This is a genomic window from Brevundimonas sp. GW821-FHT10A07, from assembly GCF_059415785.1.
In genome coordinates this window covers 12,860-30,645 of sequence record NZ_JBWKNX010000026.1, presented here as the reverse complement: position 1 = coordinate 30,645, position 17,786 = coordinate 12,860, and the positions used below count along the sequence as shown (strand labels likewise).

Sequence of the window (17,786 nt, the reverse complement as noted above, 5' to 3'; positions counted from 1 at the left end):
ATCGAAGCCGCAAACCTCGTCCTCAAGCGTGATCAGCCCTGGACGCCCGTGATCAACTGACATGGTTGCTCCCCGTCCGCCTTCTCGGACGGGGAGGTGAGCGAGAGCGCGACTGTTTTTACGACACGCCGCTGCATTCGCCGGCAGGGACGGTCGGCGGACCATCCCCAGGCCCGTCCCCAGTTTCCTCAATCCAAACCACAAGATGTAGCGGGTAGGACAATTTGTGATCACCAAATAGGTGATTTCCGACTTGGCGCCGGGCACGCCGAGTCGCATGGTGAGCCCCTCTCCGGAATCGCTCTTTTCAGGTCCAGTTCGATGAACGCCACCACCCCGATCATCCGCGCCGACCGCGCCGGTCTTCTGACCCCCTCCGCCGCCTACAAGCCGTTCCGCTATCCGTGGGCCTTCGACATGTGGAAGAAGCAGCAGCAGGTCCACTGGATGCCGGAAGAGGTGCCGCTGGGCGAGGACGTCAAGGACTGGGCCTCGACCCTGAACGACAACGAACGCAACCTGCTGACCCAGATCTTCCGCTTCTTCACCCAGGCGGACATCGAGGTGCAGGACAACTACATGGAACGCTACGGTCGGGTGTTCAAACCTACCGAGATCAAGATGATGCTGGCCGCCTTCGGCAATATGGAGACCATCCATATCGCGGCCTACGCCCTGCTGCTCGAGACCATCGGCATGCCCGAGAGCGAGTTCGGCGCCTTCATGGAATATGAGGCCATGCGGGACAAGCACGACTATATGGGCCAGTTCGGCGTGGATTCAGACGCCGACATCTGCCGGACGCTCGCCATGTTCGGCGGCTTCTCGGAAGGGGTTCAGCTGTTCGCCAGCTTCGCCATGCTGATGAACTTCCCGCGCCAGAACAAGATGAAGGGCATGGGCCAGATCGTGTCCTGGTCGGTGCGCGACGAGAGCCTGCACTGCGAGGGCATCATCAAGCTGTACCACGCCTTCAACAAGGAGACGGGGGCCGTCACCAAGGCCGTGGCCGACGACATCGTCGACTGCTGCAAGACCGTGGTGAACATGGAGGACAGGTTCATCGACCTGGCCTTCGAAATGGGCTCGGTCCAGGGCATGACGCCCGAGGACATCAAACAGTACATCCGCTTCATCGCCGACTGGCGCCTGCGCCAGCTGAAGCTGCCGGAAGTCTATGGGGTCAAGGAAAACCCGCTGCCCTGGCTGCAGTCCCTGCTGTCGGGCGTCGAACACGCCAACTTCTTCGAGGCGCGCGCCACCGAATATTCGAAGGCCGCGACGCAGGGCAATTGGCACGGTTCGGACGGCGTCTGGACCGAGTTCGACCGGATGATGGCCCGCCGCGACATGAGCCTGGTCGCAGGCTGAGCCCTGTTGGCTACGGCTGCGGCCTGACCCAGGCGGGTCGGGCCGTGCAGGCCTCGCGGAAGCCCGACTGGCACAGCCGCACCTGTTCGCGCCAGGCGGCGTAGTCGCGGTCGTACTGTTCCTGGGCCGCCCGGGTCGCCTCGGCCGCGGCTCGCGCCTGTTCCTCGGCTTGACGCACCTCGATCTGATGACGGGCCACGGCGGCGTCATAGTCCAGCCGGGCGGCCTCGTCCGCCTTGTCGGCCAGGGCGTTCTGGGCGGCGATCTCGTCGTTCAGCGCTCGGGTGAGACGCAATTCTTCCTCGGTCTGTCTGGAATCCTCAGCCCGGTGGTAGGCTTCGCCCTTCGCCCGCAGCAGCGCCTCGCGCGCGGCGGGGTCATGGGGGTCGGGCAGGGCGCGCTGATCGCGATAGGGGTCCGGCGCACTATAGGGACCCGGGGCCGTCTGCGGCGCCGTCCGGGCCTGAGCCGCGCCGGTCAGGGCGATCGTCGCCAGCAGGGCGCCGAACAGGGACATTCGGATGGTCATGCAGCTATCCTTCGCTCAACGCTCGTCGCCCGACCTTCGCCGTAACGGCGTCGATCCGCAATAACGCAGTCGTGACGAAAAGGTGGCGCGCGGCGCCGCTTCACGTCATGGTCGCGGTCGTTCCGATCGCCCAGCCCGACACCGAGCAGACCTCATGATCCTAAGCACCTCGTCCGGAGACTATCCGATCCCCGCCGACGTCGCGCGTCAACTGCCGAACGTACCCGCCCTGCCCGATCCGGCCGCGCCGAACGCGCGGCTGCAGATCGAGGATTTCCGCCACTGGCTGGACGCCTCGCCCGAGCACGCCATCGACTATGAGCGGCTGCGGCGCTGGCATCTGGTGCAGGATGAACTGGCGGCCCAGGCCAAGGCGGCGAACCGCGCCTTCATCGTCTCGGACGACGGTCTGGAATAGGCGCCGGATCTGAAGCTCTAGGCGGGCAGGCGCAGCTCGAACACGGCGCCGCTTCCCTCATTGGCGCCTCCGCCGGGGACCAGCCTCAGGTCGCCGCCGTGCAGGGCCGCCAGTTCGCGCGATATGGTCAGGCCCAGGCCCGATCCGTCCGAACTCTTGGAGCTGACGAAGGGTTCGAACAGACGCTCGGCCAGACGCGGCGGAATGCCCGGCCCGTCATCGGCGATGCGGACCACGCAGACCCCGTCCTCGCCGAAGGCGCTGACGGTGACGGCCCCCCGGCCGCGTCGCTCCGGCGGACGTCCCCCGTCGGCCTCGATGGCCTGGCGGGCGTTGCGCATCAGATTGACCAGTATGCGGTACAGCTGGTCCGGATCGGCCTCGACCGCGAACCGGGCGGGCAGTTGCTTGACCAGCCGCACCCCGTCGGGCTCCAGGCCGGCGTCCTCGGCCGCCACGGTCAGGGCCTTGGTCAGGACCACGCGGGTCTTCTGCGGCGCCGGTTCCTCGCTGCGGCCATACTCCAGCACATTGCGCGACAAACCGGCGGCGCGGCTCAGCGCCCGCTCCAGCCGGGGCAGGGCCTTGGCCACCTGGGGGTCGGCCGAGGTGGCCAGCCGCTCCGAGGCCATCTGGGCCGAGGTCAGCATGTTGCGCAGGTCGTGGTTGATCTTGGCCACCGCCTCGCCCAGGGCGACCAGACGGGCGCGCGAGCGCAGGGACTGACGCACCTCCTCCTGCATCCGCGACAGTTCGCGCTCGACCCGGCCGATCTCGTCATGCCGGTCGGAGGGGGGCTCGGCCTCGCTCTCGGGATCGGCGGCGAACCGCTCCATTGATCGGGTGACGCGCCGCAGGGGGCGCAGCACCAGCAGGGCCAGGCCGCCATACAGCAGGGCGCCCGCCGTCACCGACACCAGCAGCGACACCAGAAGACTGTTCAGCAGGAAGGACTTCAGTTCCAGCTTCAACGGCTGGGCCGGGGTGACGATCTCGATGAAGTCGCCCGAGCGATAGCGCGGCTTGGCCTGGACCCGCAGCGACCGGTCCGGATGGCCGAACAGGGTGCGCCAGGGGTCGGTCAGCCGCGCCCAGCTGTTCTGCTGGCGCAGGTCGATCAGTTCGGGGGCCCGCGGCAGATTGGGGGCCTGGAGCAGCAGCCGCCGCACCCCCTGTTCGGTCAGGGCCACGGCCTGGACGCCGCCGATCCGCATCAGCTCGGCCGCCGTGTCGTCCTCGACCGCGCTATAGGGCAGGGCCTCGACCCCGACCGAGGCCAGTTCGGCCGCCTGCAGCCGGTCACGCAGCCAGCGTTCGTGGAAGGCGGCCAGGTTGGGCCCCATGATCAGGGCCTCGACCGCCAGGGTGAAGGCCGCGGTCAGCAGCAGCAGCCGCGCCGACAGGCCGTCCGGGGCCCGGGGCCGCAAACGCTCGCGCCAGGTCTCCACCGCCTCGGGCGACAGTTTCAGCACCGTCGCCGCCTTGTCGAACAGGGGGCTCATGTCGGGGCGGTCTCCGCACGTCGGGCGCGGACCATCTGGATCAGTTTGATGCCGATGGGCAACAGCAGGGACAGGAAGGCCACCCCCATCAGCGGCCAGAAGAACTGGTGAAGCAGCATCGGCAGGTCCGGGCGCACCCCGGCCCGCAGCAGCCCGCCCAGTTGCGATCCGATCCAGGTGTAGATGAAGGTCGACGGCAGCAGGCCGATGAAGGTGGCGATCACATAGGGCCGCAGCGGCACCGCCATCATGCCCGCCGTGGCGTTGACCAGGACGAAGGGCACGCTGGGGATCACGCGCAGGGTGAACAGTGTGGTGAAGGCGTTGCGGTCGATGCCCTTGGCCACCCGATCCATGAAGCCGGCGTCGGCCTCGAACTTGGCGCGCAGCCAGGTGCCGATCGAGGTGCGATAGACGGAATAGATGACGACCGAGCCTATGGTGGCCCCGCTCGCCTGGGCCAGGGCGCCGACATAGGGGCCGAACATCATCCCGCCCAGCAGGGTCAGGAAGACTGGGCCGGGAATGGTCGAGGCGGTGGCCACGGCGTAGACGGCGACAAAGGCGGCCAGGGCGATCCACCAATGGGCCTGGGCATAGGCCCGAAGGTTCAGCCCGTGCTCGCGGATCAGATCCATCGACAGATAGCGGTTCCAGCCCAGGGCGAAGAAAACGACCACCAGGCCGGCGATGACCGCCAGCGGCGCCAACCGCAGGGCCCAGTCCTTCGCCGTTCGTTTCGCCATACGCTCGTCATTCCCGAATTGCCGACCGAGCGTTGACTCGCGCGGTCATGCGACTTATACGCCCGCCCTTCCTGCGACGGACGCCTCTTGCCCCGTCGCCCAACCTTTTAACGTCAGGAGCCGACCGTGAAGCGGACCTATCAGCCGTCGCGACTCGTGCGCAAGCGCCGTCACGGCTTCCGCAGCCGGATGGCCACCAAGAACGGCCAGAAGATTGTTGCGCGCCGTCGCGCCAAGGGCCGCAAGCGCCTGACGGCGTAAGCGGCTCTCGCGTCCGGAGCCAAGGACGCATGAGCGACCCTTTACAGATCAAACGTCTGTTGCGGCGGCCCCAGTTCCTGGCGGCCGCCAAAGGCGTTTCCGAGGCGCGCGGCGGCGTGGTGATCCAGAGGCTGGAACGCGGCGACGGATCGCCGCATATCGGCGTGGGTTTCACCGCCACCCGCAAGATCGGCGGCGCCGTGGTGCGCAACCGCGCCAAACGCCGTCTGCGCGAGGCGGCGCGGGCCATGTTGCCCGTTCATGGCCTGCCCGGGAGCGACTATGTCTTCATCGCCCGCATGGGCACGACCGAGCGCGCGTGGGACCGTCTGCTTGACGACGTGAAATCGACGCTTACAAGGCTGGCGACACCGAAGGCTGATCGGCCTTCGCCCGCCCGCGCCCCCTCCGGCCAGGACCGCCCGAATCCATGAAAAACGAGAACTCGCGCAACACGATCATCTTCATCGTGTGCTCGGCCCTGATCCTGGGGGTCTACTGGTTCGCCGTGCTGCGGCCGCAGGCCGAGCGCCGCGCCGTCCAGCAGCAGGCCCAGGCTGAACAGTCCCAGACGGCCGAGAACGCCGCCCGCACGGCGCTGAGCCCGCAGGGGCCGACCTTTGTGACCGACCGCAGCCAGGCGCTGAGCACGGCCGCGCGCGTGCCGATCCAGTCCGGCACCCTGAAGGGGTCGCTGTCCTTGCAGGGCGGCCGCATCGACGACCTGTTCCTGACCGACTACAAGGAGACGCAGGACAAGCCTGAGCCGGTCGAACTGTTCCGCCCGCAGGGCATGCAGAACGCCTATTTCGCCCAGTTCGGCTGGACCGGCCCCAATGTGGTCGGCGGGGTTCCCGGACCTAACACCGTCTGGCGCCTGACCGCCGGTTCGACCCTGACCCCGACGACGCCCGTCACCCTGACCTGGGACAACGGCCAGGGCCTGCGCTTCACCCGCCTGGTGTCGGTCGACGACCGCTATGTCTTCTCGATCCTGGACACGGTCCAGAACCTGGGAACCCAGTCCATCACCATCGCCCCCTACGGCAGCGTCCAGCGCCAGGGCGTGCCGCCGCTGGCCGGTTCGTCCCATATCGTCCACGAGGGCGCCATCGGCACCTTCGGCAAGCCGGGCGACTATCGGACCGAGCAGAAGAAGTACAAGGACTGGCTGAAGGAGCCCCGCATCGAGAACGCCTCGACCGGCGGCTGGCTGGGCATCACCGACAAATACTGGCTGGCGGCCCTGCTGCCCCAGCAGAACGAGGCGGTCGAGACCGAATTCCGCGTCCGCGACGTCAACGGCGGCCAGCAGCTGGAAGCCAATATCCTGGGCGCGGCCCGCACCATCCAGCCCGGCGGAACCGCGACCGAGACCCAGCGCCTGTTCGCCGGCGTCAAGCGGGCCGAGGTGCTGAAGACCTATGAAGAGACCCTGCACCTGCCGCGTTTCGTCTATGCGATCGACTGGGGCATGTTCTGGTTCCTGACGCGCCCGATCTTCTGGATCCTGGAGAACGTCTATGGCCTGGTCGGCAGCTTCGGCGTCGCCATCCTGGCCCTGACCGTCATCGTCAAGCTGGTGATGTTCCCGCTGGCCAACAACGCCTACGCCAGCATGTCCAAGATGCGGAACCTCCAGCCCAAGATGGAGGAGATCAAGAAGAAGTTCAAAGACGACCCGCAGAAGCAGCAGCAGGAGACGATGGCCCTGTACCAGAAGGAGAAGATCAATCCGGTCGCCGGCTGTCTTCCCCTCGTGCTGCAGATCCCGGTCTTCTACGCCCTGTACAAGGTGCTGACCGTCACCATCGAAATGCGTCACCAGCCCTTCCTGGGCTTCATCCACGACCTGTCGGCGCGCGACCCCTCGGTGGTGTGGAACCTGTTCGGTCTGATCCCCTGGAATCCGGCGACCCTGCCCCTGCTGGGCGGGCTGCTGGTCGGGCCGCTGGGCATCGGTCTTCTGGCGGTGGCCTATGGTCTGACCATGTGGCTGCAGACGGCGATGAACCCGCCGGCGGCCGATCCGGTCCAGCGCCAGATCTTCCAATTCATGCCGCTGGTCTTCACCTTCATCATGGCCCCGTTCGCGGCGGGTCTGCTGGTCTACTGGGCCTGGTCGAACATCCTGACCATCCTGCAGCAGTATTACATCATGCACCGCTACAAGGCCGAGAACCCGATCGACGACTTCATCGCGCGCATCCGGAAGACGAAGGCCGCGTGATCGACGAAACCGAGTTCACCCCTGAGGACATCGAGGCCGCGCGGATCCTGTTCGCACGGCCGGCGACCTTCATCATGGGCGCCGCCAAGATCGAGCAACTGCCCGATCCCGACCTGCCCGAGATCGCCTTCGCCGGCCGCTCGAACGTCGGCAAGTCCAGCCTGATCAACGGCCTGGTCGGCATGCACAAGCTGGCCCGCGCCTCGAACGAGCCGGGGCGGACGCGCGAGGTCAACTTCTTCGACCTGGACGGCCGGATGCGTCTGGTCGACCTGCCCGGCTACGGCTGGGCCAAGGCCTCCAAGACGACGGTGCGCAAGTTCCAGGACCTGGGTCGCGACTATCTGCGCGGGCGGGTGACGCTGAAGCGGGTCTATCTGCTGATCGACAGCCGCCACGGCCTGAAGAGCGTGGATTCGGAGGCGCTGGACGCCCTGGACCTCGCCGCCGTCAGCTATCAGATCGTCCTGACCAAGGCCGACAAGCTGAAGAAGGGCGAAGGCGAGGCGGTGCAGGCAGCCACGCTGAAGGCCATCTCCAAACGCCCCGCCGCCTTCCCGGTCGTGGCCCTGACCTCGTCGGAAAAGGGCCTGGGCCTGCCCGAACTGCGCGCCGAGATCATGCGCACCACCGGCGCGACGATCGACTGACGCCGGTCGTCATCCTCCGGCGGCAATCCACCGGGATCGGCAAGGCCAGGCGGTGAAAAGTCCGGCGTCGGCGCCTGCGCCGAGGGCTGCGCAAGACCCCAAGCGGATATTCATGTCGGCGATCGCAAGCCTCGCCCCTGGCGCGACGCCAGGGGCGAGGCCGGGGCCTGCCTCACTGTGAAATCAGATGCGCGTCCCGAAGAAGCTCGCCGACCTCGGTGGCATCGATCCTCTTCAGCAGAAAATCGCGGATGAACGCCGGCCCGGGAATATCGAGGGCCTTGCCGTCACGAACGTGCCCGACGGCGGCCAGCAGCTTGCGCACGTCGTAGGTCGAGTTGAAGACCTCGGGAACGCCGCGCTCCACATTCAGCAGCGTATAGACAGCCTCCATCGGCGTGCGCACCGAATATTCGGTGGTGAAGATGCAGTCGCGTTCGGCCGACTCGGCGAACTGTCCGATGAAGGCGAAATTGACCGCGCCGTGGGGCACGACGTCCGGACGATCCCCCGCCTGCCGCGGCATGAAGAAGGCCGTGATGTAGGGCATCATCACCGGCACGGCCCTGGCGCCTGTCGCGGCCAGGTCGGCGATATCCTCCGTCGGCACGCCGAGGTGATACAGCAATTCCTGGGTGATTTCCTCGCCCGTGCAGTCCTGCATCGGCTTCTTGACGAAATCCCCGGGGGTGTCGACGAACAGCGAATAGACCCAGATGACCACCTGGTCTTTCGGCTGTTGCTTGAAGTGCGGGTGGCGGCTGACGGTCCAGCTCATCAACCAGCTGGAATCCTTGACGGTGACGATGCCGCCGGTGACGACCGTGCCGCTGAAGGGGTCGCGTTTGGCGATCTTCTGGATGTAGGCGGGGATGCGGGGGTCCAGCGTCGTGATCGTCGCCGATTCCCACTTGGTCTGGGCGATATGGGCGCCGAAGACGTCCGGGCGACCGAAGGCGGGGTCCTTGGCGGCGATATTGCGCCAGAGATCCCAGGCCGGAGCGGGACCCTCGTTCAGCCGGGCGGGCGTGTGATGGTCGCCATTATCGGAGTTCTCGGTCAGGGAGCCGATGGTCATGAAGACCAGGTCGTCGAGGCCAAGATCCACGCCGCCGACCGCGCCGTCCTGCAGCCAGTGGATGCGGGTGGCCTGTTTACGCCCGGGCGTGATGTCGAAGTCGACGTCGGTGACCTCCACGCCGTATCGGAACGTGACGCCGTGATCCGTCAGCCACTTGTAAAGCGGCTCCACCAGCGATTCATACTGGTTGTGGCGGGTGAACTTCAGGGCGCTGAAATCGGCCAGACCGCCGATGTGGTGGATGAAGCGGTGGACATAGAGCTTCATCTCCAGCGCCGAGTGCCATTCCTCGAAGGCGAACATCGTGCGCCAGTAGAGCCAGAAATTGCTCTTCAGGAAGTCCTCGCCCATCACCTCGTTGATGCGCCGGTTCTCCATCTCCTCGCGGGTCGCCAGGAAGAGGGTGATGAGGTCCTTCTGCGCCCTGTCGTTCAGGGTGAGGAGAGCGACATCCTCAATGGGCCGGCCCTGGTTCTGGGTCGCGCGCTGCAGGGAGAAGTTCGGGTCGTCCTTGTCCAGCCAGTAGAATTCATCGAGCACGCTGGCCCCCTCGACCTCAAGCGAGGGGATCGAGCGATAGAGGTCCCAGAGGCACTCGAAGTGTTCTTCCATCTCGCGACCGCCGCGGATCACGAAACCCTTCTCCGGATCCTTGATCCCGTCCAGCGCGCCACCCGGCAGCGCCAGTCGTTCAAGGATGGTGATCCTGTCGCCGGACATGTGCCCGTCGCGGATCAGGAAGGCCGCGCCGGCCAGACTGGCCAGGCCCGAGCCGACGAAGAACGCCGTCTTGTTCTCTATGCCCTCGGGCTTGCGAGGCCTGGCGAAGGCTTCGTAATTTCCGCTGCTGTAGTACATGGCGACGTCCTTTCCGGTGGTCTCAGTGCGCTAGAACGGCGCGTCTATGTCGACGACGTCGATAAGCTTGTGGTTGACGAATTCCTTGATGCCCAAGCCGATGAGTTCGCGCCCATAGCCGGAGCGCCGCACGCCCCCGAACGGCAGGTCGGCCTTGACCATGGTTGGATGGTTGACGAACACCATGCCCGTGGAAATCTTCCGGGCGACCTCGGCGCCATGGGCGGGATCGCTGGTAAAGACCGAGCCGCCGAGCCCGAACGGGGAGTCGTTGGCGATACGTATGGCGTCGGCCTCGTCCTTGGCTCGAAACAGCATTGAGACCGGCCCGAAAAACTCCCAGTGCCGCGCCGGGTTGTCGTCACCGACTTCGGTCAGAATGGTCGGCTGCACGAAGGCGCCCCGGTCAGGCGCGGCTGGTCCAACGGCTTCCGCCTTGGCGCCCAGCTTGACCGCTTCGGCGATCTTTTCCTTCACCTCATTGGCGGCGCCCTGAGAGGACAGAGGCGCGAGGGTAGTCTGGGGGTCGAAGGGATCCCCTGCGACCAAGGCCGCCACGCCCTGGCGGTAAAGGTCGAGAAACGCGTCATAGATCTCATCGACGATGATCATCCGTTTGGACGACACGCAGACCTGTCCGCCGTTCCAGTGGCGTCCAAACACCGCCCAGTCGACGGTCTTCTGAAGATCGGCGTCGGCCAGCACGACAAAGGCGTCCGCGCCCCCCAGTTCCAGGGTCGACTTCTTCAAGGCCTTGCCGGCCTGGGCCGCGACGACCGATCCGGCGGCTTCCGAACCGGTCAGGGCCACGCCCTGAACGCGAGGATCATTGAGGATGAACTCGATCTGCGAGCGCGTGGCGAACAGGTTCTTGAAAGCGCCCTCGGGAAGGCCGGCCGCCTTCATCAGCGTCTCGAAAGCCTCGGCGCTCTGGGGGACGTTGGAGGCATGCTTGAGCAGCATGGTGTTCCCGGCCGACAGTTGCGGCGCGATGATCCGGGCGATCTGATAGTAGGGGAAGTTCCAGGGTTCGATGCACAGCAGCACGCCGAGCGGTTCGTGCGTCACCCGCGCCTCGCCCTCGGCCGGATGGGCGACGGGCAGGATTTCGTCGGCCAGCAGATTTTCGGCGTTGGCGGCGTAGTAGTCGAAAATCTGCGCCGAAAGCTCGACCTCGGCCTTCGCCTCGGACAGCAGCTTGCCCATCTCGGTGGTCAGGATCGCGGCGAAGGCGTCGACGTCCTGTCGCAGGAGGCTGGCGGCGTTCCGCATCACTCTGGCGCGCTCGCTGAAAGCCGTTTCGCGCCAAGCCAGGAACGCGGCGTGCGCGTGCTCGATGGCTTGAGACACCTCCGCGTCCGTCGCGTCGGGGAAGGTCTTGAGCACTTCGCCCGTAAATGGATTTGTCGTTTGATAGGCCACGATCGGTTCTCTTCTCAATGCGATGCAAATGTGTCGGAGGGACCGTCAGCCGCCGAGAGGGAGATCGCCGACCGGCGCCGGTCCGGCGGGGGGCGTCATCCCAGCCCGGCCTTGGCCGTTCCGGGTCTCGCTCAGGATCGATATCTTGATGGCCATAACGGAAGCCCGCCTTGCGCGATGTCGTCGCCGACCCCGTCGCTGTGGGCGCTTGCCGTACGAGCGGCCTTGACACAGATCAGTTCGCAGCGACTTTCCGCAGCGCATTTCGAATGCCGCCGGGGGACATGGGCGAAGGCTCAGCCCGTCGTCTCCCGCCTCCTGGTTTCACATTGCGGGCGCGACTGGTTCGCTCACGCGCGCCGCTGGGCCCCGGTCTGCGCCCCGAAGACGCGGCTTGCCGGAGGATCACGAAAGAAAGGCCCGGAGATCGCTCTCCGGGCCTCAATCGTTTCAGCCTGTCGCCTGCCCTACTGGGCGGCCGGCGCCGCCGAGCGGACTTCGACGGGCAGGCCAAGCGCGTCGAGCTGGGGTTTGACCACCGAGGCGTCGCCGACGACCACCCAGACGAAGCGCGACGGGTCGAGCGCCGCCTTGGCGGCGGCGTCCATCTGAGCCGCCGTCAAGGCGTTGGTGCGGGCGGCGACGGTTTCCGGATAGTCGTCGGGACGACCCAGCAGGTCATTGGTCCGCATGGCGCCCAGGACGGCGGCCGAGGTCTCGTAGCTGCCGGCCAGGCGGCGGGTGTTGCCGTTGACGGTGCGTTCCAGCTCAGTGGGGGTCACGCCCTTGCCGCCCTTAAGGAAGTCGTTGAACTGAAGGTTCAGGGCTTCGATGGCGGGGCCGGTCTGGTCGGCCTGGACCGGGGCGGTGACCAGATAGGGGACGCGTCCGGCGAAGCCGGCGACCGAGGCGTTGACCCCATAGGACCAGCCCTTGGTCTCGCGCAGGTCGGAGTTGATGCGCGACAGGAAGTCGTTGCCCAGCACATTGTTCGCGGCGTTGAACACCAGCAGGTCGTCGGTGCCCTGCGCCGCCAGAACCTCGCCGCCCATGATGTAGGACTGGGGCGACTGCGGGCGGTCGATCAGAACGATCCTGGACGTGGTGGCGGGGATCGAGCCGGAGAAGTCCTTCACGCCCTTGGCGACGGCCGGGGCGGTCCAGCGGCCGAACTCGGCCTCCAGAACCGGGGTGATCTCCGACAGGGGCTTGTCCGAGACCACGAAGATCTTGGCGTTGTCGGGCCGGATCCATTCGGCGTAGTCGGCGCGGATGTCGGCTTCGGTGATCGACTTGACGCTGGCTTCATCGCCATTGCCGCTGAAGGGGCGACCATAGGGGCTGGACGCGCCGTAGATCAGTTCCGGCAGGGCGCGGCTGGCCAGGGCGGCCGGCTGGGTCCGTTCGGCGGCGATGCGCGACAGGCGGGTGGCGCGCAGACGCTCCAGCTCGGACGCGGCGAAGGCCGGGTTCTTGACCACATCGGCCAGCAGGGCCACCGACGGCTGCAGGTTCGGCGTCACGGCCGAGAGCTGGACCACCGAACGGTCCATCGAGGCGCCGGTCGAGATGCTGGCGCCCAGGGCTTCCTGGGCCTCGGCCAGCTGGGTCGCATTCAGGGTGCGGGTGCCCTCGTCCATCAGGTCCAGCATCAGGCTTTGCAGACCCAGTTTCGACGCGTCGTCGGCGGCCAGGCCGGCGTTGAAGTCGATGGCGATCTTGGTCGCCGGCACCGCGTCACGCTGGGCGTAGACCACCTCGACGCCGTTCGACAGGCGGGTGCGCTGGACCGCCGGGAAGTCGACGTTGGCGACGGCGGCGATCTCGGGCTTGGGCATACGGGCCACGCGCTCGATCGGCGGGGCCGGGGTGTGGTTGGCGCCCGACGGCGCCTCGGCCGCCTCCTGATAGGCTTCACGCTCGCCCGGCAGGGTCGTCAGCGTATAGGCCGGGCGGGTCAGCCATTTCTGCATCGCCGCCTGGACCTGGGCCGGGGTGACCGCCGCATAGGCCTGGAGCTCCTTCTTGTAGTGTTCCGGATCGCCGGCGTAGAGCTGGCCCTCGGCCAGGGCGACGGCCTTGCCGCCGAAGCCGCCGACCTGCTCCAGCCCCTGGACGGTGCGCGAGACATACTGGGTCTTGACCCGTTCCACCTCGGCTGCGGTCGGGCCGTCTGCGATCAGGCCGTTCAGGATCTCACGGGCGCGGGCCTCGACGGCGGCGGGGTCCTGGCCCGGTTTGACGTCGAGGGTGATGTCGAACATGCCGACGCGGTGGAAGGCGCCGTTCGAAGCGCTGACCGAGACGGCGCTCTGCTCGCCGCGCACCAGGGCGTTGTCCAGGCGCGAACTGGCCAGGCCGCCCAACACCGAGGCGCCGACGCTGAGCGGCACGGCGTCCGGGTCCAGCAGGCCGGGCACGGCCCAGCTGATCTCGACGCGGGCGTTGGAGACGCGGTCGCGGGTGGTCTCGCTGATCGGGGCCGCCAGGGTCGGCACAGAGGCCTGGGCCGGGGTGTTGACCGGACCGCGCGGGATGGGGCCGAAATATTTCTCGGTCAGTTCACGCGCCTTGGCGGGCGTGATGTCGCCGGCCAGGACCAGCACCGAGTTGTTGGGGCCGTAGTTGGAGCGGAACCAGTCGCGCACCGTCTCCATCGACGCCGCATCCAGATCGGCCATCGAACCAATGGTCGAGTGACGATAGGGGTGGCCTTCGGGGAACAGGGCCTCCAGCTGCTTGTACTGGTTCAGGCCGTAGGGCTGGTTGTCGCCCTGGCGCTTCTCGTTCTGGACGACGCCGCGCTGCAGATCCAGCGTCTCCTGGGAGATGGCGCCCAGCATATAGCCCATGCGGTCGCTTTCCATGAACAGGGCCTGTTCCAGCGCCGGGGTCGGGACAGTCTCGAAATAGTTGGTGCGGTCGAACCAGGTGGTGCCGTTCATGTCCGTCGCGCCCATGTTGCGCATCGGGGTGAAATAGCTGCCCGGCGCATTCTCGGACCCGCCGAACATCAGGTGTTCGAACAGGTGGGCGAAGCCGGTCTTGCCGGCCGGTTCGTCCTTGGAGCCGACATTGTACCAGACCGACACGGCCACGACCGGGGCCTTGTGGTCCTCGTGGACCAGCACGGTCAGGCCGTTGTCGAGGGTGAATTTGGTGTAGGGAATATCGACTTCAGCGACCAGTTCGGACACCGGCGCGGCCTGGAAGGCGGGGGCGGAGGCCTGAGAGGGAGCCTGGGCGGGCGCGACGGAGGCCCAGACCGGGTTGGAGACCGCCAGCAGGGCGGCCGCGGCGACAAGAGAACCGGCACGACGCATGGATGACATCCTTGATTGCAGCTGGATCGGACCATAACGACGGTCGATCTGCTGGCAACGCGACCCATTGAACATGAACAAAGCTTCATGTTCGCACGCACGAGCCCCGGAAAAGGTTGCATCCCCGGACCCCCGGTCTTATGCGCGCCTCAACTCCCCGATCCCTGCTGCCGAGTTTATCGAAAGAGCCGCCATGTCCGCCCCCGCCGACAAGCCCGTGAAGAAAGTCGTCCTCGCCTATTCGGGCGGGCTGGACACCTCGATCATCCTGAAGTGGCTGCAGACCGAATATAACGCCGAGGTCGTGACCTTCACCGCCGACCTGGGCCAGGGCGAGGAGCTGGGCCCGGCGCGCGAGAAGGCGCTGAAGCTGGGCATCAAGCCCGAGAACATCTTCATCGACGATCTGCGCGAAGAGTTCGTGCGCGACTTCGTCTTCCCGATGTTCCGCGCCAACGCCCAATATGAGGGCGACTATCTGCTGGGCACCTCCATCGCCCGTCCGCTGATCTCCAAGCGCCAGATCGAGATCGCCCGTCAGGTCGGCGCCGACGCCGTCTGTCACGGCGCGACCGGCAAGGGCAATGACCAGGTCCGGTTCGAGCTGGGCTACTACGCCCTGGAACCGGACATCCGCGTCATCGCCCCCTGGCGCGAATGGGAGTTCCGCAGCCGCGAGGCCCTGCTGGACTTCGCCGAGAAGAACCAGATCCCGATCGCCAAGGACAAGCGCGGCGAGGCGCCCTTCTCGGTCGACGCCAATCTTCTGCACTCGTCCTCCGAGGGCAAGGTGCTGGAAGACCCGGCGGTCGAGGCCCCCGAGTTCGTCCACCAGCGCACCATCTCGCCCGAGGACGCGCCGGATGTGGCGACCGTCATCGAGATCGGCTTTGAGAAGGGCGACGCCGTCTCGATCAATGGCGAGGCCATGTCGCCGGCCACGATCCTGACCGCCCTGAACCAGTACGGCCACGACAACGGCATCGGCCGTCTGGACCTGGTCGAGAACCGTTTCGTCGGCATGAAGTCGCGCGGCGTCTATGAGACCCCCGGCGGGACCATCCTGATCGCGGCCCACCGCGGCATCGAGAGCATCACCCTGGACGGGGGTTCCATGCACCTGAAGGACCAGCTGATGCCGAAATACGCCGAGCTGATCTACAACGGCTTCTGGTTCTCGCCCGAGCGCGAGATGCTGCAGGCCGCCATCGACAAGAGCCAGGAAAAGGTCTCGGGCACGGTCAAGGTCAAGCTGTACAAGGGCAATGTCTCGGTCATCGGCCGCGAGAGCCCCTACAGCCTGTACGACCAGGACCTCGTCACCTTCGAGGAAGGCGTCCAGGCCTATGACCACAAGGACGCGGCCGGCTTCATCAAGCTGAATGCGCTGCGCCTGCGGGTGCTGGCCAAGCGCGACGCGCGCAAGGCCTAGCGCCAGACCCGCCCGAGGCAAGCCGATGACCGTCAAGGACCGTCTCAGGATCCACGAGACCCGGCTTCTCTCGGACAACTGGTATGTGCTGAAGACGACCCGGTTCGACTGGAAACGGCGCGACGGACGCTGGCAGACCCAGGAGCGGGAACATTACGACCGGGGCAATGGGGCGGTGCTGCTGCCCTATAATCCGGCGGCGCGCACCGTGCTGCTGGTGCGGCAGTTCCGGTTGCCGGCCTATCTGAACGGTTACGACGACCTGCTGATCGAGGCGGCGGCCGGCCTGCTGGACGACGCCGAGCCCGAGGTGCGGATCCGCGCCGAGGTCGAGGAGGAGCTGGGTTATCGTCTCGGCGCGGTCCGCAAGGTGTTCGAGGCGTTCATGAGCCCCGGCTCCGTCACCGAAATCCTGCACTTCTTCGTCGCCGAGTACGATCCGTCGATGAAGATCGGCGACGGCGGCGGTCATCCGGACGAGGGCGAGGACATCGAGGTGCTGGAGCCCACGCTGGACGAGGCCCTGGCCATGATCGCCGACGGCCGCATCCGCGACGCCAAGACCATCATGCTGTTGCAGCATCTGGCTTTGACGCTGCGGGCGTAGGCGCGCCGTTCCGGCCTAGTCGGCGATCTCCGACCGGGCGATCCTGAGGATCGCCCGGCTGCGGTCGTCCGTGACCCAGATCGATCCGTCGGCGGCGACCGCCAGAACCACCGGCGAGCCGCGCGGCTGGCGACCCGCGACCGCGTCCCAACCCGGCGTCAGCACCTTGCCGCGCACGCTGGGCGCCCCGGCCGGATAGGGCAGGGCGCCGCGCGGGTAGATGGCGTAACGTCCGCCGATGTCGGTCAGAGGGCGGCCTTGCGCGTCGGTCTCGGCCGCCACGATCCGTCCAGCGGCGCGACGATAGCCGTGCCAGCTCATCAACAGCCGGCCGCGCAGTTCGGGGAACATCGCCCCTTGGTAATAGATCAGGTCCAGCGGCGCGGCGTGCGGCGGCAAGAGGGCGACCGGCCGGTCGCGCCGGTCGCAGCGGGCCTGGGCCGCGCTCCAGCCCGGCAGGGGCGTCGTCAGGTCCACGCAATAGGGCCAGCCGTAATGGCCGCCCTGACGCAGGACGTTGATCTCGTCATACGGATGGTCGGGCGTGGTCAGATCGACGGAGTTCTCGCCCTGAAGGATCGTGCCCGACCGATGCCGCACCAGGGCGATGGAGTTGCGCAGGCCCGAGGCGAAGACGGTGCTGTCCTGCGCCCACCGGCCGTCGCCCAGATAGGCGTGGCGGCGCACCTGGGCGGTTCGGGCGCTTTCGGCGCAGGCGCCCTTGGCGTCAGTGCGCGGCCGACCCCGCGCGTCCAGGCAACGGTCGCTGGGCGCCCCGACATTGACCAGCAGAGCGCCGTCGCCGTCGAAGACGAAGCTGGACAGGGGGTGGCGATTGTCGTGCAGCCGGTTGTCCGGCAGGTCGCCGATCACGGTCCGCACCGTCGCCGCCGGATCGGCCGCATCGGGGTCCAGGGTCAGGATGCGGTTCATCTCGGACACATAGATCCGTCCGTTCGGGCCCCGCGCTACCGTGTGCGGCATGGACAGCCCCTGGGCGAGCCTGCGCCAGCGCGCCGTCCCGTCGGCGCCGAACGACAGCCGCCAGACGGCGCCGCGTCCCGCCTCCCACCCGCCCAGGTCGGTGACGAGCCAGTCTCCGCCGGGCAGGGGCAGCAGGCCGCGCGGCATGCGGGGTCCGTCAGTCCCCGCGCCCTGCCAGATCAGGCCCAGGCAATAGCCCGGCGCCATCCGCACCGTGGTCGCGGGCCGCCCGCCGCAGTCGCCGTCCACGGCATAGGCGCGCGAGGCGGCTTTGGCGCCGGCCGGAAGGCTGAGCAGGGCGAGCGCGAGGAGCGTAAGCAGGGGGCGGATGTGACGGCGCATGGCTTCTTGGTAAGGCCAGGCCGGACAGAT

The 17,786-nt window shown here is 67.1% G+C and carries 15 protein-coding genes; 8 read left to right on the top strand and 7 right to left on the bottom strand.

Going from position 1 to position 17,786, the window contains the following annotated elements:
• Window positions 1-321: 321 nt before the first annotated feature.
• Entirely contained in the window at window positions 322-1,371 is a 1,050-nt protein-coding gene (locus AC07NC_RS16920; protein ID WP_008259844.1) for a ribonucleotide-diphosphate reductase subunit beta, read from the top strand.
• A gap of 10 nt (window positions 1,372-1,381) precedes the next feature.
• Here AC07NC_RS16920 and AC07NC_RS16915 read toward each other — a convergent pair whose 3' ends face one another.
• Window positions 1,382-1,900: a hypothetical protein gene (locus tag AC07NC_RS16915; protein WP_494570234.1), complete on the bottom strand. Its 519-nt coding sequence runs from the start codon at window positions 1,898-1,900 to the stop codon at window positions 1,382-1,384.
• Between the two features lie 154 nt (window positions 1,901-2,054).
• On the opposite strand from AC07NC_RS16915, the gene AC07NC_RS16910 reads away from it, so the two are divergent.
• Window positions 2,055-2,318 carry a hypothetical protein gene (locus AC07NC_RS16910; RefSeq protein ID WP_008261527.1) on the top strand — a complete coding sequence of 88 codons (264 nt, stop codon included), beginning with the start codon at window positions 2,055-2,057 and terminating at the stop codon, window positions 2,316-2,318.
• A gap of 17 nt (window positions 2,319-2,335) precedes the next feature.
• On the opposite strand, the gene AC07NC_RS16905 is transcribed toward AC07NC_RS16910, so the two are convergent.
• Together AC07NC_RS16905 and AC07NC_RS16900 are read right to left on the bottom strand one after the other, a co-directional pair.
• Window positions 2,336-3,820: a sensor histidine kinase gene (locus tag AC07NC_RS16905; protein ID WP_494570233.1), complete on the bottom strand. Its 1,485-nt coding sequence runs from the start codon at window positions 3,818-3,820 to the stop codon at window positions 2,336-2,338.
• A complete protein-coding gene (locus AC07NC_RS16900) occupies window positions 3,817-4,566 on the bottom strand; it encodes a TVP38/TMEM64 family protein (RefSeq protein ID WP_008261615.1) in 750 nt (249 codons plus the stop codon). Before AC07NC_RS16900 ends, AC07NC_RS16905 begins: the two co-directional genes overlap by 4 nt.
• Before the next feature lie 126 nt (window positions 4,567-4,692).
• On the opposite strand from AC07NC_RS16900, the gene rpmH reads away from it, so the two are divergent.
• The 4 genes from rpmH to yihA are packed head-to-tail and all read left to right on the top strand — an operon-like array spanning window position 4,693 to window position 7,707.
• Window positions 4,693-4,827: a 50S ribosomal protein L34 gene (gene rpmH, locus AC07NC_RS16895; RefSeq protein WP_003164000.1), complete on the top strand. Its 135-nt coding sequence runs from the start codon at window positions 4,693-4,695 to the stop codon at window positions 4,825-4,827.
• A 29-nt stretch (window positions 4,828-4,856) separates the two neighbouring features.
• Window positions 4,857-5,261: a ribonuclease P protein component gene (gene rnpA, locus AC07NC_RS16890; protein WP_008262129.1), complete on the top strand. Its 405-nt coding sequence runs from the start codon at window positions 4,857-4,859 to the stop codon at window positions 5,259-5,261.
• Window positions 5,258-7,057 carry a membrane protein insertase YidC gene (gene yidC, locus AC07NC_RS16885; RefSeq protein ID WP_494570232.1) on the top strand — a complete coding sequence of 600 codons (1,800 nt, stop codon included), beginning with the start codon at window positions 5,258-5,260 and terminating at the stop codon, window positions 7,055-7,057. The genes rnpA and yidC overlap by 4 nt, the downstream gene beginning before the upstream one ends.
• Window positions 7,054-7,707 carry a ribosome biogenesis GTP-binding protein YihA/YsxC gene (yihA, locus tag AC07NC_RS16880; RefSeq protein ID WP_494570231.1) on the top strand — a complete coding sequence of 218 codons (654 nt, stop codon included), beginning with the start codon at window positions 7,054-7,056 and terminating at the stop codon, window positions 7,705-7,707. The genes yidC and yihA overlap by 4 nt, the downstream gene beginning before the upstream one ends.
• Before the next feature lie 172 nt (window positions 7,708-7,879).
• Here the strand turns inward: yihA and AC07NC_RS16875 are convergent, their stop codons facing one another.
• The 3 genes from AC07NC_RS16875 to AC07NC_RS16865 form a co-directional block, all read right to left on the bottom strand.
• Window positions 7,880-9,646: an oleate hydratase gene (locus AC07NC_RS16875; RefSeq protein WP_494570230.1), complete on the bottom strand. Its 1,767-nt coding sequence runs from the start codon at window positions 9,644-9,646 to the stop codon at window positions 7,880-7,882.
• Between the two features lie 30 nt (window positions 9,647-9,676).
• A complete protein-coding gene (locus AC07NC_RS16870) occupies window positions 9,677-11,068 on the bottom strand; it encodes an NAD-dependent succinate-semialdehyde dehydrogenase (RefSeq protein ID WP_426025652.1) in 1,392 nt (463 codons plus the stop codon).
• A gap of 467 nt (window positions 11,069-11,535) precedes the next feature.
• Window positions 11,536-14,391, bottom strand: a complete 2,856-nt coding sequence (locus AC07NC_RS16865) for a M16 family metallopeptidase (protein WP_494570229.1) — start codon at window positions 14,389-14,391, stop codon at window positions 11,536-11,538.
• 193 nt (window positions 14,392-14,584) lie between these two features.
• Between AC07NC_RS16865 and AC07NC_RS16860 the strand changes: the two genes are divergently transcribed.
• Both AC07NC_RS16860 and AC07NC_RS16855 read left to right on the top strand, forming a co-directional pair.
• A complete protein-coding gene (locus tag AC07NC_RS16860; RefSeq protein ID WP_008263663.1) occupies window positions 14,585-15,823 on the top strand; it encodes an argininosuccinate synthase in 1,239 nt (412 codons plus the stop codon).
• A gap of 25 nt (window positions 15,824-15,848) precedes the next feature.
• Window positions 15,849-16,430: a GDP-mannose pyrophosphatase gene (locus AC07NC_RS16855; RefSeq protein WP_494570228.1), complete on the top strand. Its 582-nt coding sequence runs from the start codon at window positions 15,849-15,851 to the stop codon at window positions 16,428-16,430.
• Window positions 16,431-16,445: 15 nt separating this feature from the next.
• Here the strand turns inward: AC07NC_RS16855 and AC07NC_RS16850 are convergent, their stop codons facing one another.
• Window positions 16,446-17,756 (bottom strand): PQQ-dependent sugar dehydrogenase, encoded by a 1,311-nt coding sequence (locus AC07NC_RS16850; RefSeq protein ID WP_494570227.1) that lies wholly within the window; start codon window positions 17,754-17,756, stop codon window positions 16,446-16,448.
• Between the last annotated feature and the right edge of the window lie 30 nt (window positions 17,757-17,786).